At 44.7% G+C, this 17,300-nt stretch carries 12 protein-coding genes; 10 read left to right on the top strand and 2 right to left on the bottom strand.

Annotated features, from left to right (window positions below; all coding sequences use genetic code 11):
• Positions 1-6: 6 nt before the first annotated feature.
• Together ACGHVY_RS17365 and ACGHVY_RS17360 are read right to left on the bottom strand one after the other, a co-directional pair.
• Positions 7-1,548 (bottom strand): glycine--tRNA ligase, encoded by a 1,542-nt coding sequence (locus tag ACGHVY_RS17365; protein WP_308744527.1) that lies wholly within the window; start codon positions 1,546-1,548, stop codon positions 7-9.
• A gap of 103 nt (positions 1,549-1,651) precedes the next feature.
• On the bottom strand, positions 1,652-2,161 hold the full coding sequence (locus ACGHVY_RS17360; RefSeq protein WP_390600228.1) for an HU family DNA-binding protein: 510 nt from the start codon (positions 2,159-2,161) through the stop codon (positions 1,652-1,654).
• 231 nt (positions 2,162-2,392) lie between these two features.
• Here ACGHVY_RS17360 and ACGHVY_RS17355 point away from each other — a divergent pair, with 231 nt between their 5' ends.
• The 10 genes from ACGHVY_RS17355 (at position 2,393) to ACGHVY_RS17310 (ending at position 17,129) form a co-directional block, all read left to right on the top strand.
• Positions 2,393-3,565: a substrate-binding domain-containing protein gene (locus ACGHVY_RS17355; RefSeq protein WP_390600226.1), complete on the top strand. Its 1,173-nt coding sequence runs from the start codon at positions 2,393-2,395 to the stop codon at positions 3,563-3,565.
• Between the two features lie 269 nt (positions 3,566-3,834).
• Positions 3,835-4,908 (top strand): family 16 glycosylhydrolase, encoded by a 1,074-nt coding sequence (locus ACGHVY_RS17350; RefSeq protein ID WP_390600223.1) that lies wholly within the window; start codon positions 3,835-3,837, stop codon positions 4,906-4,908.
• 90 nt (positions 4,909-4,998) lie between these two features.
• Positions 4,999-8,139 (top strand): SusC/RagA family TonB-linked outer membrane protein, encoded by a 3,141-nt coding sequence (locus tag ACGHVY_RS17345; RefSeq protein WP_390600221.1) that lies wholly within the window; start codon positions 4,999-5,001, stop codon positions 8,137-8,139.
• 16 nt (positions 8,140-8,155) lie between these two features.
• The gene (locus ACGHVY_RS17340) at positions 8,156-9,742 is read left to right on the top strand and encodes a SusD/RagB family nutrient-binding outer membrane lipoprotein (protein ID WP_390600218.1); all 1,587 of its coding nucleotides are present in this window, start codon (positions 8,156-8,158) and stop codon (positions 9,740-9,742) included.
• A gap of 59 nt (positions 9,743-9,801) precedes the next feature.
• Positions 9,802-11,136, top strand: coding sequence for a glycosyl hydrolase family 18 protein (locus ACGHVY_RS17335; RefSeq protein WP_390600215.1), 1,335 nt, complete (start codon positions 9,802-9,804; stop codon positions 11,134-11,136).
• Positions 11,137-11,152: 16 nt separating this feature from the next.
• Positions 11,153-12,274, top strand: coding sequence for an acyltransferase family protein (locus tag ACGHVY_RS17330; protein WP_390600213.1), 1,122 nt, complete (start codon positions 11,153-11,155; stop codon positions 12,272-12,274).
• 12 nt (positions 12,275-12,286) lie between these two features.
• Positions 12,287-13,615 (top strand): sugar MFS transporter, encoded by a 1,329-nt coding sequence (locus tag ACGHVY_RS17325; protein WP_390600210.1) that lies wholly within the window; start codon positions 12,287-12,289, stop codon positions 13,613-13,615.
• Positions 13,591-14,775, top strand: a complete 1,185-nt coding sequence (gene nagA, locus ACGHVY_RS17320) for an N-acetylglucosamine-6-phosphate deacetylase (protein ID WP_390600208.1) — start codon at positions 13,591-13,593, stop codon at positions 14,773-14,775. Before ACGHVY_RS17325 ends, nagA begins: the two co-directional genes overlap by 25 nt.
• A 7-nt stretch (positions 14,776-14,782) precedes the next feature.
• Complete coding sequence (locus ACGHVY_RS17315) at positions 14,783-15,568, top strand: glucosamine-6-phosphate deaminase (protein WP_390600207.1); 786 nt, start codon at positions 14,783-14,785, stop codon at positions 15,566-15,568.
• 10 nt (positions 15,569-15,578) lie between these two features.
• Positions 15,579-17,129, top strand: coding sequence for a family 20 glycosylhydrolase (locus ACGHVY_RS17310; RefSeq protein ID WP_390600205.1), 1,551 nt, complete (start codon positions 15,579-15,581; stop codon positions 17,127-17,129).
• Positions 17,130-17,300: the final 171 nt, after the last annotated feature.

Below are 17,300 nucleotides of genomic sequence, written 5' to 3'. Positions count from 1 at the left end.
AAAGGTTTATTGTAAAGTTTTCAATAGAGAAGTGATGCTTACTCTGTCTGCGATAATATTATTCAGTTCAGAGATAGCGACACGCTCTTGCTGCATGGTATCGCGGTTACGCAATGTTACGCAGTTATCTTCTAATGTCTGATGGTCGACTGTTACACAGTACGGAGTACCAATAGCATCCTGACGGCGATAACGCTTACCGATACTATCTTTTTCATCATATTGGCAATGGAAGTGGAACTTCAGGTCGTCGATAATCTCACGAGCCTTTTCAGGCAGACCGTCTTTCTTCACCAACGGCATGACAGCTAATTTCACCGGAGCCAAAGCAGCAGGTAATTTCAATACTACGCGGCTTTCACCATTTTCCAGTTGTTCTTCGCAATAAGCTGCGCTCATGATACTGAGGAACATACGGTCAACGCCAATAGAAGTTTCAATTACATACGGAGTATATGATTCGTTCAGTTCAGGATCAAAATATTTAATACTCTTTCCTGAGAACTTCTCATGCTGTGACAAGTCGAAGTTAGTACGGGAATGGATACCTTCCACTTCCTTAAATCCAAACGGCATCAGGAATTCGATGTCAGTAGCAGCATTGGCATAATGAGCCAGTTTATCATGGTCGTGATAACGATAGCTTGCATCACCGAAGCCCAGCGCCTTGTGCCATTTCAGACGGATTTCTTTCCATTTCTTGAACCAGTCGAGTTCAGTTCCCGGTTTTACAAAGAACTGCATTTCCATCTGTTCGAACTCACGCATACGGAATATGAACTGACGGGCAACAATCTCGTTACGGAAAGCCTTACCAATCTGCGCAATACCGAAAGGAACTTTCATACGACCTGTTTTCTGTACATTCAGGTAGTTTACGAAAATACCTTGTGCAGTTTCCGGGCGAAGATAAATCTTCATAGAACCATCGGCAGTAGAACCCATTTCTGTAGAGAACATCAGATTGAACTGACGAACCTCTGTCCAGTTCTTAGTACCGGAGATCGGGCATACGATTTCTTCATCAATGATAATCTGGCGAAGTTCTTCCAAATTACCGTCATTCAGCGCTTTCGCGAAACGAGCATGAAGAGCGTCACGCTTTGCCTGATGCTCCAATACACGTCCGTTGGTAGAACGGAATTGAGCCTCATCAAAACTTTCGCCGAATCTCTTGGCAGCTTTCGCCACTTCCTTATTGATTTTATCGTCATACTTAGCCAACTGGTCTTCAATCAGCACATCGGCACGATAACGCTTTTTAGAATCTTTATTGTCAATCAAAGGGTCATTGAATGCGTCAACGTGTCCGGAAGCCTTCCAGATAGTAGGGTGCATAAAGATGGCAGAGTCGATACCGACAATGTTTTCGTGCAACAGCACCATGCTGTCCCACCAATATTTCTTAATGTTGTTTTTCAATTCAACGCCCATCTGACCATAGTCATACACAGCGCCCAGTCCGTCGTAGATATCGCTTGAAGGAAATACGAAACCGTACTCTTTGCAGTGCGATACAAGTTTCTTAAAAACGTCTTCTTGTGCCATTTTCTTTTCTATATCTATTAATTTGATTTTCCTTTTTTCGTAAAAAGTGCCACAAAGATAGGGATTTATCTCATAAATAAGACAGGTAGGGTATTAATTTATCTTATTCCTGAACTTCTTCATCCATTTCCGGCTCTTCTATGTCGTATTCTGTTTGTTCCAATTCCCGATCTGCCTTCTTCATATTTTTCGTCAGCATACTTTCGGGCATATAATATTTAAAAGGTATACGGGTACACTTGGTTTTCTTCAGTTCCTTGCTGAATTTTGAATTTGCAACAAAATATACGCGTGAAATAGATACTTTCCCCGGTGTCACCAATTCGGGTAACTCATATCCCTGACTTGTCAATGCGGTCTGAAATGTTCCTAATCCTTCAATGGTCACCGAATGACCTGAAGAGAGCAAATCTTGAATACTCTCAACCAGTTCCGACAAAATGCCCTCTATCTGTCCACGATGAAATCCTGTCATTTTTGCCATACGTACCGCAAGTTCCTTATTCTTCACCCCGCCTCTTTGCTGCATTTTACTAGGTACACCGTACCATAACTCTTTTCTTTCTCCGGATGACAAATCCGCTTTCTTTCTCACTACATAAGGTATAGACATAATCTTGTGCTCCTTTCTTTTTTATTCGTTATAATAGTTTGTTCGACACCCGGGTGTCATGCATACTGAGACCCGGGTGTCGAACACAACAACACCCGGGTGTCGTACAGCACGAGACCCGGGTGTCATACAAGTTATTCTTGCCACAAAATTAAGTCTTTATTATAGGAAAACAAAGTTATTCTTATATATTTGTGCATCTTTCATAATGCTAAAGAAAAACATTAAACCATGATTAAGATTCTTCTACTGATTGACTACTCCAGTGAGTTCGACAGGAAACTGTTGCGGGGGCTTGTACAGTACTCCAAAGAAAACGGTCCCTGGCTCTTCTACAGACTACCTTCTTATTATAGTGCAATGTACGGAGAGGAAGGCATTCTGAAATGGGCAAAAGAATGGAAAGCCGATGCCATCATCGGTCAATGGAACAACGACACGATTGATTTGCAGAAAGAACTGAATATACCGGTGGTATTACAAAACTACCATCACCGGAGCGTTACTTACTCCAACTTGACCGGTGATTATAAAGGCACGGGAAGAATGGCCGCCCAATTCTTTGCGAAAAGAATGTTCCGCAACTTTGCTTATTTCGGTGTCAAAGGTGTGGTGTGGTCTGATGAGCGTTGCGAGGGCTACCGGCAGGAAGTGAAACGCACCGGCGGCGGATTCTTCTGTTTCGAATCAGACAAACAGGAAGACGAGATAAGATTGGAAGTAAGCCGGTGGTTGCAGCAACTCCCCAAACCGGTCGCCCTGTTTTGCTGTGATGACGCACACGCCCTGTTCATTTCTGAAACCTGCCGGATGAACAATATCCATATTCCGGAAGAAATAGCCTTATTAGGTGTGGATAACGACGAACTGATGTGCAATATCTCCGACCCTCCAATCTCATCCATAGAACTCGAAGTAGAAAGAGGCGGATATTCTATCGGCAGGCTCATCCATCAACAAATCAAAAAAGAACACGAAGGTACTTTCAATATTGTCATCAACCCTATCCGCATCGAACTGCGGCAATCAACGGAGAAACACAATATCAAAGACCCTTATATCCTGGAAGTAGTGAAATATATAGATTCTCATTACAGTGACGACCTGACGATAGACTCTTTGCTTGCCAATCTTCCGCTATCCCGCAGGAATTTTGAAGTGAGATTCAAGAATGCGTTGAACACTTCTATTTATCAGTATATCCTGAATTGCCGGTGCAATCATCTGGCAGACTTGCTGCTTACGACAGACCGCCCGTTGACCGATTTAGCCATAGCAGTAGGTTTCAAGGATTATAATAACATAGCACGCGTTTTCAAGAAATATAAAGGCTGTTCACCTATCGAATATCGTCAAAAACAAAAGCTGGTTATACATAGTCCGGTTTCCGGCACCACAGACTAAACACACTCACCTGCTTTCACCGGATTACACTTTTCGAGGAAGCCCTGTCAAAGCGTTTTTAGGGCTTACTTAAACTATTACTTCCTGCTTTATTTCTGTTTTTAACACTCATAGCACGAAATCCTGCGCAAAATGAAGATTCAATTGCGCAAATTGTGCGTAAATAGACTAAAAATCTCCATACTTTTGCGAATATAAAAGACGTCTGATAAACTATATTTTCACCAATTAAAATAATATTATGAATCACTAATTTAAATGTGCAGATTATGAATAAAGGTATAATTTATCTATGCATGCTATTCTTATGCTTTGCATGCAATGACTCCGATGCGGGAAATACGCTACCTCTTTCTTTCCAGACATTACAAATGGAAAACAATTCCAATTTTGTCACTCTGACAGCTATCACAGACGGTGATGCAAAGGACGCGTCATTCGAATGGTTCATTCCTAGCAAGAACTTACGATTGACAGGCAGAAGTGTCGTATGTTATTTTGAACAAAAAGGGACTTACGAGGTCACTCTGACCAGTGAATGGAATTCACAAAAAGGTTCAATCACCAAGACAATCACGGTGGATAACGACTCCTATTACCACCAACAAGGCGAGCAGCTTTGGTGGAATGACGAATTCACATCTTACACTCTCGACAAGATGGCCTGGAACTATGATATAGGTACCGAAGGATGGGGTAACAGCGAAAAGCAAAACTATACCAGCAGCCCGGAAAACTCCTTTATCAGAGACGGAAAGTTAGTGATAAGGGCAATAAAAGTAGACGGAAAAACCGGAGAAGAAAAAGGTGATTTCACCTCTGCACGCATTATCACGAAGGGAAAAATAGAAATTAACCGGGGACGTGTGGAGGTACGCGCCAAAGTGCCCGGAGTAAAAGGTACTGTCCCCGCCATCTGGTTCTATGGCAAAAATGCATATCCCTACTATTCCGAATTGGATATGATGGAATATGTAGCTTACGAGAAGAACAAGATTCACGGCACAGCCCACACTACAGCCACACTTGCCGACCCGAAGGAAGAGACAAACGTTTCAGGCGGCACTATCATGGTGAACGATGTAGAAACCAGTTTCCATGTTTATGGTATGAACTGGACAGACGATAAAGTGGAATTCTATGTAGATGACCCGGCAAACGTGTATCTGACTTTCACACCGTCACAGAAAGACAATCCCCGCTTCTGGCCTTTCAACAGCGAGTTGTATCTGATAATGAACGTCTCAGTCGGTGGAACCTGGGGAAGCCGCTACGGCATAGAACTGGACAAGTTTCCTCTAGAAATGGAAATTGACTATGTACGCATTTTCAAAAAGAACTAATTATTAACCCTAAAGAATACGAAAGTGAAAAACTCAATTCATTCATTCCATCCGTCCGAAAGAAGAATTTTCCTAAGGAGTTTTTTTCTAATGGTATATATATGCTGCTTCAGTCCGGTAATATTTGCCCAAAACCATTTCGTAGTGTCCGGCAAAGTGATCGGGGCAGACAAAGAACCCATCATCGGCGCCACCATCCAGGATAAGGCTAATAATATCGGTGTTATCTCGGATATAAACGGTAATTTCAGCATTAAGGCTTCTTCACGCAACGCTACGCTGCACGTTAGTTATATAGGCATGAAATCTGCGGAAGTGAAAGTGGAAGGAAGAACCACACTTACAGTGGTATTGGAAGAAAATACGGTAAAAATAGACGAAGTGGTGGTCACGGCACTCGGCATCAAACGGGAAACGAAAGCTCTGGGATATGCCGTGTCTTCGGTTAACAACGAGACACTGACCGCCGGAAACGAGCAAAATGTGATGTCCGCCATCTCCGGTAAAGTGGCAGGGGTGGATATTTCTTCCACTACGGCAGGGCCTTCGGGTTCCACACGTGTCATCATCCGCGGTAATTCACAGTTGAGCGGTTCCAACCAACCGTTGTATGTCATCGACGGTATGCCGGTAGACAACACTGAACTGGAAGGAGCCGGGAAATGGGGTGGTTATGACTACGGCGATGTGCTTTCCTCGCTCAATCCGGATGATATTGAAAACATCTCTATTCTGAAAGGTCCTTCGGCGTCTGCACTCTACGGTTCGAGAGCTTCCAATGGGGTCGTACTCATCACAACCAAGTCTGCCGGCAAGAAAAAAGGAATCGGAGTGGAATTTTCGTCCAACCTCAGTATCGTAAAACTGTTAAGCAACTTCGACGATTACCAGCGTGTCTACGGACAAGGACGTGACGGTCGCCCGCCAATGTCCACAGAGACAGCTTCGAACACGTCACAAGTATCCTGGGGCGGTAAACTGGATCCGAATCTGGAAGCCAACATCTATAACGGAGAATTACGGAATTATGGAAATGTAAACAATAACATCCTGAGCTTTTTCCGTACTGGTATTACAACAACCAATGCCGTAGCTTTCAACAAGACCAACGACAATTCATCGTTCCGTGTTTCCATATCGGACATGCGTAACTGGGACATCGTTCCGGAATCAGACTTAAACCGCACAAGCGTTTCTTTCAAAGGTAGCGCAAAAATGACTAAACGCCTGACAGTGGAGGCTCAGGGAACTTATAGCTACGAAACAGTCAAGAACCGTCCGGCACTGTCCGACAGCCCCAGCAATATAGGGAACGCACTGATAGGTATCGCCCCGAACTTCGACCAGAAATGGCTGGCGGCTAACTATAAAGATGAAGCCGGACGCTACAACGACTGGAACGGAGATAAATACCGTATCAACCCTTATTGGGTAATCAATGAAATGAGTAATAAGTCGAAACGTGACCGCCTGATGGGACAAGGACGTGTGTACTACTCTTTCCTCGACTGCTTGCAAGCCAGTTTCAAGGCAGGGTTGGATTCTTACACTTTCCGGTTTACGGATTTCACTCCCATGTACACTCCCGGCTTTGTGGACGGGCTGATGAAAGAGATGACCAATAACGTAATGCAATACAACTTCGAAATGATGCTCCGTTTCCAGAAACGTTTCAACGAGTTTGATGTTTCGGCTTTTGCCGGCGGTAACGTCATGCGTTACGAGTACGAGTCGATGATACAGACAGGGCAATCGCAAGTAATACCCGACCTTCAGGATATTACAAACTATGGCAGTATAGAAACAGAACATGCATTGGTACGTAAAGCAGTACGTTCCTTGTTCGGGCAGGTAAGCCTGGGATATAAGGAGCTTGTCTATATTGATGCCACTTTCCGCAACGACGTATCTTCTACATTAAGTGCCAGCAACCGTTCTTATTTCTACCCTTCCGTATCGGGAAGTTTGATATTCTCCAATCTTTTCGAGCACAAGGACTGGCTGACATTCGGAAAGCTACGCGGCTCGTGGGCGAAAGTAGGCGGTGATACAAGTCCCTATCAGTTGCAATTGGAGTATGGTCTGAAAGCCTATACCAACAAAGGTACATCTTTGGGATATATCGCTTCCGGCTCTGTACCTAACGCAAACTTGAAACCGACCTCTACTTATTCATTCGAGGTAGGGTTGGATGTGCGTTTCTTTGACAGCCGCCTGGGGCTGGATGTGACTTACTACCAACAGACGACCAAAGACCAGATTCTGTCTCTCCCGTTGTCACAATCCACCGGATACAAACGCGCCGTCATCAATGCCGGAGAAATAGCAAACAAAGGTATTGAAGCCTCTCTCTCGTTCGTTCCGGTAAGAACAAAGAATTTCACATGGGATGCCAGTGTCAACTTCGCCAAAAACTATAATGAGGTGGTGAAATTGCATGATGAGGTAAAAGACTTCGAACTCGCTTCCGCCCGTTGGGCAAATGCTTCCATCTACGCCAGCGAAGGACAGCCTTACGGTGTCATTGTAGGCAAAAAGCTGAAACGGACGGAGAAAGGAGACGTAATCTTTGAAAACGGTCTTCCTACTTTTGACGACAAGGTTTCTGTGTTAGGCAACGGCAACTATGATTTTACTTTAGGTTTCCGCAATGCATTCACTTACAAGAACCTCTCGATGAGCGTATTGTTCGACATGAAATTCGGTGCAGATATTTATTCTATGAGCGCTATGCAGTCTCATGTAAACGGTACATCGAAAGAGACACTCGAAGGACGTCAGGAATGGTATCGTTCCGAGCAGCAACGCCAATCGGCAGGCGTTCCGGCAGGAAGCTGGATAGCTACCGGCGGTTATGTGGGAAAAGGAGTGATGGCAATAAAAAACGATGATGGCGAAATGGTTTACGTGCCCAACAATGTATGTGTAGACCCTGCAAAATACTGGCAGGCACTGCAAACGACTTCTCCCGAACCGTTCATCTACGACAATTCATTCGTCAAACTGCGCGAAATATCACTCTCGTACACCTGTCCCAAGAAGTGGTTCGTACATACTCCCATCGAGTCTGTCACTCTCTCTGCCTACGGACGCAATTTATTGCTAATTTATTCCAATGTCGATAATATAGATCCGGAATCATCTTATAATAACGGCAACGGTCAAGGGTTTGAGTATGGCTCGTTACCTTCACGCCGTACCTTCGGATTCGGCATTAATGTCAAATTCTAAAAAACGCACACCGAATATGAAAAGAATTAAATGGAATTTCTTAATTGCCAGCCTCTTCTGCTTATGCAGTTGTGCCGACCTCACAGAGTTGAACGAAAATCCGACCAAGGCAACCAGCATTTCTCCCCACTTGCTGATACCTACCATACAACTGACTCACTCGCAATATCTACAAAGCACTCTCCGCTATCTGATTTTCCCGGGAGCATTTGTCAACCACTGGATTGGTGGCTGGAGCATGCAGGAATATGGCGGCAAGTGCAAAAAGCGCGTCGACTACATGGAGCGTCTCTGGACGATCTACTATCCGGAAATTATCAAAACCGCTGTCGCTCTTGTAGACCAGACCGCCGACAACCCGGAAGAAAGCAACTTGAATGCTATCGGCCGTATCTTGAAAGTGGAAGCCTTCTTGAAATTGACAGACTATTATGGTGATATCCCTTATTTTGAAGCCGGCAAGGTTTATCAGGAAAACATTGTAAAACCGAAGTATGACAAACAGGAAGATATCTACATGGACTTCCTGAAAGAACTGCGCGAGGCTTCCGCCCAACTGAGCACGGCAGCCATAGCACCTCAAAACGACCTTTACTTCAAAGGTGACATAGAGAAATGGAGACGTTTTGCCAACTCCTTATGGCTGCGTATTGCGATGCGGCTCCTGAAAGTAAATCCGACACTCGCACAGCAGGAAGCCAAAGCCGCCTACGAAGCAGGAGTAATGAATTCCAATCAGGACATCTGTTATGTGGAACATGAAGCCAGCAGACTGGAAGAAGGTCCCGGCAATGGTTTCGCCAACCAGCTATTGGAAGACCCGCAACACAGCAACTACCGCATGACCACCGAACTGCTGGATGCGCTGACTTCCGTCAATGACCCGCGGACCATATATATAGGTGGAGCATATACCGATGGCGACCGCATAGACATCACTTCTCAGGTATATGAAAAGCTGGGAGCTTATCAGGGAGTTCCCGCACAGGACTTTATCTATAATGCTTGGGCAGCAGCATTAACTCTCACGGTTGACGGAAAAGAAGTAAGCGTCACTCATAATTATCAAAAGATGCAACCTTCCAAACTGCTGACTAATCCGGGCTCTCCATACATTCACCTGAGTTATGCAGAAACAGAGTTCTATTTGGCCGAAGCAGCCGTCCGCCAGTGGAATGTATCTGCCGAAAGTCCCAAGGAACATTACAAAAAGGGATTGACTGCAGCAATCAAACAATGGGAACTGTTCGGAGCGACTCTCCCCACTGATGCGCAAATCAAGACCTTTGTTGAAAAACAATCCGCATTACTGGATGCCGGCACCACTGCTGCTTTGGAAGAAATAAACAAGCAATTATGGATACTCTATATCCTTGACCCGATTGAAGCATGGTCTAACATCCGCCGCACCGAAATGCCGAGCAAATATGTCATGTTCAAAAACCTCGCTCCCACAGAGAACGAGTCTAACGGAAAACGCCCTGCCCGCATGATGTACCCGATAGAAGAGCAGACCAAGAACAAGGCCAATCTGGAAGCCGCTATCGAACGTATGGGCGGTACGGACGACTGGACAAGCCATGTATGGTGGGACAAGGAATAAAAATGAGAGATTAGAATTACAAAAATACCCAACCATGAATAAATAAATGAATATACTATATGAAAACAAATTACCTTTTTTTACTATTATGCTTCATCGGTATAATGTTAGGAAGTTGCAAGGATGATTCTGCCAACAATCCGGAATTCAGGGATGATGAAGTACCCTACATCTACACGGATATGCAAGAAACGGCATCGGCTATAGCCGGCGAAGTGACAGAATTCAAGGTGCTGGTATCTCCGGCAGATGAAAAGACCTCTGTAAAATGGTTTCTGGACAGTGAAGAGATAGGGACAAGCGCTTCATTGGTCTATACTTTCCCCGAAACAGGCTCTTTCAGACTACGAATCGAAGTGACACGTAACGGATTACTAAATTACAGAAACTTTGCCTTGACTGTAACAGCACCGGTGACACCACCCGAAGAGCCCGAACCTGTGGAATTAAAGAAGAAGATATTCTGCTATTTGTCAAACGGTGCCATAACCAGTCGCGAAATTCCTTGGGAAAAGATGACACATTTGTGTGTCGTTGGTGGCGTTACCACCGACGGAACTATTCAGGCAGCAACCACCCTCCAGTCAAATACCGACTTCATCCGACAGGGACAGGCTAAAGGGGTGAAAGTTTTAATGTCTATGGATCTTGCCAGCGTAATGAAAACCATGACGGACGACTTCCGCCAGTCACTCGGCGAAAGAGCCTTGCAAGTAGTGGAAGATTGTGAACTGGACGGAATCAATGTACTCTTTGAAGGCTGGACGGGCAGTAGTGCAGGTGGTTCTGACAAAGCAGAAAACGCAACATATGCAAGCCACTTGAAAGCACTCTACCAACAACTGAAAGCGGGATTGGGAGATAAGCTGTTAACAGCCGGTGTAAAAGGAGACAGTGAAGGCATGTGGGGAAGCCAGAATGCTTACAACGGTGATTTCTCAATGTTCGAGTATGTGGATTATCTCAATGTGGCAATATATAACTTTACCGGGGCTTGGGCTTCATCTGCCGTAGACCAGCACTCTAGTTTCGAACATTTCACTGCCGCAGCGACCCAATGGGGTATCACCAATGGAATTGACAAGAGTAAGATTATTTTAGGCTTGCCTGCCTATGGCATCCAATTCCAAAGTACCACTATCCCGACCGGTGCCGTACGCAAAGCATACAAGGTCATTCTTACAGAATATGTTTCGGATACCCCTGCCGGAAAAGATGAAATAGAAAAAGATGGCAAAATAGTCTTCTACAACGGTCATCCGCTCGTACAGCAGAAATCCGACTATGTAGTGGACAATGATTTCGGTGGGATTTTACTGAATGACCTGTCGGATGACTCGGAAGATGACGCAACTAGCTTACTGAATATCATCTACAAGACCTTTATAAAATAACCAACACTCAGGATATATGTCGACCCAATCAAATAGATTACTTGCACTTGACGTAATAAGAGGAATCACCATTGCCGGAATGATCCTAGTTAACAACCCCGGTTCCTGGCAGTCTGTTTATGCCCCGCTAAAACATGCACAGTGGAACGGCTTAACCCCCACAGACTTGGTTTTTCCTTTCTTTATGTTCATTATGGGGGTGGCAATCCACTTCTCATTGCACAGGTTTGAGAAGTTGGATGCTGCCGTCAGCATGAAAATCATCCGCCGTACAGTGGCACTCTTTGCAGTGGGAATCGCCCTGGACTGCTTTTCCAAGCTCTGCTATGGAACCTTTTCATGGGAACATCTACGGATTCTCGGCGTGATGCAACGGCTTGCCCTTTCTTATGCGGGGGGAGCTTTCCTCGCCATCATCGTTCCGCAAAAGTACTATCTCGGTGTGGCCGGCGGTATCCTGCTGTTGTATTTCGGCTTATTACAAGGTTTCAATGGGTATGTGCATTCTGCCGACAACCTGATTGCGGTCATTGACGTCAAGCTGTTAGGAGCCGGACATTTGATTAAGGAAACTGCCGATGGCGGCAGCTTCGCTTTCGAACCGGAAGGACTACTCAGCACGATACCTTGCTGGGCACATGTGCTGCTAGGTGCATATGTCGGTGGTTTGATAACTCATACGGATGAGAATAAGGAACGTGTCCGCAAAATTGCATTATTCGGGATAATCCTGCTTTTTACCGGTTTCCTGTTGCAATACCTCGATCCTATCAACAAGAAGTTGTGGACTAGTTCCTATACACTAGTAACTTGCGGAGCAGCCTCGTTACTCCTCGCCCTGCTGATAGATGTCATAGATGTCCGCCGGCGAAAAGGATGGAGCCGCTTCTTCGAAGCTTTTGGAGTGAATCCTCTGTTTATGTACTGTGTCGGCTGGATTGCCAGTGTGTTATTCAGCCTGTCGTTTATCCCTTGGGACGACCGGCTTACCAGCATACGCGGATTGCTCTATAATCAGGCTTTACAACCTCTGCTAGGTGATTATATGGGCTCATTCATTTATGCCTTAATCTTCATCATTATAATCTGGGGATGCGGATATATCCTCTATCGGAAACGCATTTATATAAAATTGTAAAAAGAAAAGTTTATGGATAACGTTCAGTCAAGACAACCGTCCAATCTGCTCCCGATGATCATGCTGGGAATGCTGTTTTTCATCTTCGGATTAGTGTCATGGGTCAATTCTATCCTGATACCTTACTTCAAGGTATCCTGTGAATTGACACATACACAATCTTACCTGGTAGCCCTGGCATTCTACATCGCCTATCTTGTCATGTCCATCCCTGCCGCCCGGCTGATTGGACGGGTAGGTTCAAGGTGGAGCATTATGATCGGATTATGGCTGATGTCGGCAGGGACACTCATGTTCGTTCCTGCCGCCTATACAAGAGCTTATTCTATTTTCCTGACCGGGCTGTTCACCATAGGAACCGGGCTATCCATATTGCAAACGGTAGCCAATCCTTATGTAACCATACTCGGGCCGATAGAATCTGCGGCACGGCGCATCAGCATTATGGGATTATGCAACAAGATTGCCGGCATTCTTGCGCCTTTATTATTTGCGGCCGTCATTTTAAAATCGACAGACCATGAATTATTTGAGGTACTTAAAAACAACAACGTAACGGGTGTCGAGAAAGATATTCTGTTAGACGGACTGATTCGCAGGGTCATTATCCCTTATTCGGTGCTCTCATCGTTCCTTTTCTTATTCGGCTGCGCCATCTACTTTATCCGGTTGCCGGAAGTGAGCAATAGCCGACAGGAAGATATGGTACACAATGGCAGCGACCGCAAATCCATCGGTTCGTATCCTTATCTTATCATGGGAGTATTCGCCATCTTCTTCCACGTGGCTGCGCAAGTAATCTCCATTGACACCATCATCAGTTATGCGGAGAGTATGGGTTTCAATCTTCAGGAAGCCAAGATTTTTCCCAGCATTACGCTGTCATGCGCCCTCGTGGGATATTTTCTCGGTATCCTGCTCATTCCACGAATCGCCAGCCAACGACTCATGCTCCGGATTTCTACCGTAGGTGGACTTATTCTGTCAATCTGCGTGTTATTCATTCCCGGCACCATACAGATGTACGGACATACGACTTCGCTTTCCATCTGGTGTTTGTGTCTGATGGGAGTCTGCAATGCATTGATTTATGCCGGAATATGGCCGCTTGCCATACACGACTTGGGACGCTGGACGAACCTGGGTTCCTCATTTATGGTAATGGCTTTATGCGGAAATGCTTTCATGCCTGTCATTTATGGATTGATAGCAGATCATCACGGACTACGCACCGGGTATATCGTACTGGTCCCCTGCTTTCTTTACTTGATATTTTACGCTTTCTACGGATATAAAATTAATCATTGGTCAGAATTATGGAGACTAAAAAAGGAAAAATAACCAGAATATTCAACGGAGAAATCATCACTCCGGAAAAGAATCTCGGAATAGGTACGGTACTTATCTCCGAAGGAAAAATCATCGGTGTGGAGCCTGGCAATTACGAAGTAGCCGACAGCATTGATTATAACGCCAAAGGAGGATTTATCGCACCCGGATTTATCGACCTGCATACTCACGGCGCAGGCGGTTCCGATTTCATGGATTGTACGGAAGAGGACTGTCTTACCATAGCACGCGAGCATCTTAAACATGGGACAACTCTACTCTACCCCACCACTTTAGCTTCGGATAATCAGGAACTGCTTCGTTTTCTCGATGTGTACGACCGGATAAAAGGGCAAAGCGTCGGAGCAGCATTTGGAGGTTTACACTTGGAAGGACCTTATTTTGCCTATGCATTCCGGGGAGCACAAGACCCTCGCTATCTACGCAATCCGGCTCCCGAAGAATATATGGAGATACTGGACAGGAGTAAGGACATTGTTCGCTGGAGCATTGCACCTGAACTGCCCGGCGCCTTAGGATTCGGCGACCTGCTGTTGGAAAGGGGGATTCTTCCCTCTATTGCCCATACAGACGCTATATACGAGGATATAGTGGAAGCTGTGCATCATGGCTTCACGCATATCACTCACTTCTATTCCTGTATGAATGGAATCACCCGCCGAAATGCTTACCGCTATGCGGGATGCATCGAAGCCGGTTACTTACTGGACGAGCTTACCATCGAACTGATTGCGGACGGAATACACGTACCGGCTCCTCTGATGAAACTTGCTGTCAAAAACAAGGGAGCAGGAAAAATCGCCTTAATCACCGATTCCATGCGTGCCGCAGGTATGCCCGAAGGAAAGAGCATACTAGGCAGCCGTGCCAAAGGACAAGAGGTGCTTATCGAAGATGGAGTAGCCAAAATGCCCGACAGACAGTCTTTTGCAGGAAGTGTGGCGACAGCCGACCGCTTGGTGAGAAACATGCACCAATTAGGAGAACGTCCTATTGAGGAAGCGGTATGTATGATGTCTTTGACTCCCGCTACCATTATGGGAATCCAGGAACAAAAAGGCAGAATAGCCAAAGGATATGACGCTGACATCGTAGTGTTCAATGCAGATATCCAAATCCAACGAGTATTTATTAATGGACAACAATATTAGAACAATTATGGAGATTATTGAAACAACAGAAATAAAAGAATTAAAAAAAGATAACTTACGCATCCGCATATGCGACAGTCGTTGTACTTTGGGTATGGATGCCGCCCAAACCGCAACGCAAGTCATTAACCAGCTATTAACACAAAAGAAAGAAATCAACATCCTGTTTGCGGCAGCTCCCTCACAAAACGAATTTCTTGCCGTCCTGCAGAAGCAGGACATTCCATGGCAGCGCATCCATGCCTTACACATGGACGAATATGTCGGACTAAAACTTGACGCGCCACAACGTTTCGGAAATTTCCTCAAAGAACATATCTTCGGCTCAGTCCCTTTTAAATCGGTACACTACCTGTTCAGGGAAGGAGCAACACCGGAAGAAATCTGTACTATCTATGAGCAGACTCTTCTAGAGCATCCTCTTGACATCATCTTTATGGGAATCGGGGAAAATGGGCATATTGCCTTCAATGACCCGCACGTAGCCCGTTTTGACGACCCTCAATCAGTCAAACTCGTGTCATTAGATGAAGTTTGCCGTATGCAACAAGTACATGACGGATGCTTTTCCTGCATTGATGAAGTTCCCCGACGGGCTATCACTGTCACTATCCCTGTCATGCTAAAAGCAACCCATATTTTCTGTATGGTACCGGGAAAACCGAAAGCAAATGCTGTGAGAAATACAGTGTACGGGCCTGTCAGCACGGATTGTCCGGCATCCATTCTCCGTACACATCCGCAAGCTACACTTTACTGTGATTTAGACAGCGCATCGCTCTTATTCATTTAATATAGTAGCCATGAACAACATTCCGCGTTTTATATACAAAAGCCTGCTCCTGTTAGGCATATTCTTCTGTTCGTGCACTCCTGTGAAAAGCGCACAACCACTTTCTGATTTTAAAATCAGAGCTTTTTATCTGGATTGCCGTACACAAGTAATGACGGTTCCGACTATTAAAGAATTCGCTTCGGATCTGTCCCGAAAAGGAATCAATACCCTATTGATAGAATATGAGGCAACCTTTCCTTTTCAAAAACACGCTACTCTATGCAACCACTTGGCATTCAGCCGCAATGAAATAAAAGCTATCATTCAACATTGCACTTCATTGGGAATAGACGTAATACCTCTGCAAAATTGCTTCGGACATAGCGAATACATTTTACGCCATGACCGATATGCACATCTACGGGAAGATAAAAAAGAAGTATCGCAAGTATGCCCATTGAAAATAGAAGAAGCGAAAAAAGTTTTCCGGGAAGTTTTCCGGGAAGTGGCTGAATTGCATCCTTCCCCCTATTTTCATATAGGAGCTGATGAAACTTATCTATTAGGTAGTTGTGCACAGTGCTCCAAAGCCGACAAATCACGTCTCTTTGTTGATTATATAAAAGCTATGTATGAAGTGGTTAAAGAATTGGGAAAGCAACCTATCATCTGGGCGGATATCATTCTTATGCATCCCGAGGCTGTACAGGAGTTACCAAAAGACCTTGTCTTTGTAGACTGGAACTATGGTTGGGAACCTGATCGTTTCGGCAAACTCGACAATCTGCTTAAACTGGGTGTAAAGATGTGGGGAGCAACGGCTTTACGTTCCGCTCCGGACAACGTTTATCTAACCCAATGGATGAAACACTTTGATAACTTGACTACATTCTTGCCTTTTGCCCGTTCACATGGTTATGAAGGAATAATAGAAACTTCCTGGTCTACTAGCGGCACTTATGGTTTTCATTATGATAACGGTTGGGAAGTTATCAGCATGCAACCCGTCCGCCAGGTTTATCCAATGTCCGGTTTCCAAATTTTGGTTGATGCCTATTGCCAGGCAGCCAACTCCAAGGAGGCACTTAACTCTCAAGAGTTTATCTTGTCCTACGCACACCAGCGTTATGGGCTTTCTAACGAGGAAGCACATATATTCCTTAATTATTTTTTACTACCCCAAGAGTTGGTTCGTAATGGGAAAGATGCTAAAGGAACAGATATAACACAAGTGATTGAAAGCAATAAAGAATTTAAAAATAAATTCGACAAGCTCTCGCCACGGCAACATTCCGGCGAATTTGAGCATTATCGCTTAATGCTGGATCTGCGTATTAATTATCTCTGTTATAAAGAGATTGAGTTTATCTACAATTCAGAGAACTATGATATTACTCAAGCGGCAGGACTTGCACAAAGGCTTAATAAAATCATGTCCGAAGCCGACAAGCTGGACAAACGTTTTATAAACCTCAATAAAAGCTATCTAAAGCCCGGACAAGCAGAAGAGATCAATACGCTGAGAACAGAGAAGATGAAAGAGTTATACCATGCTTTGCTCAGGCAGACTAAAATCTAAACAACATGAAAAGTTATATCAAAAAGAAAGATTCAATCACGACCAAACATATACTTCCATAGGTTATACTTCGTTGGTTCAGTGATAAAAAACGTGAGTTCTTTTCGTCCTCATATGAATTTATTTCGTATTTTTGCGTGGACATCCCCTTTTTTGATGTCCAGGAAGAAA

The sequence above is a fragment of the Bacteroides sp. f07 genome, from assembly GCF_042854785.1.
GTDB lineage: Bacteria > Bacteroidota > Bacteroidia > Bacteroidales > Bacteroidaceae > Bacteroides.
Note: the sequence above shows the minus strand (reverse complement) of the source record. Positions and strands in the feature narration are given on the sequence as shown.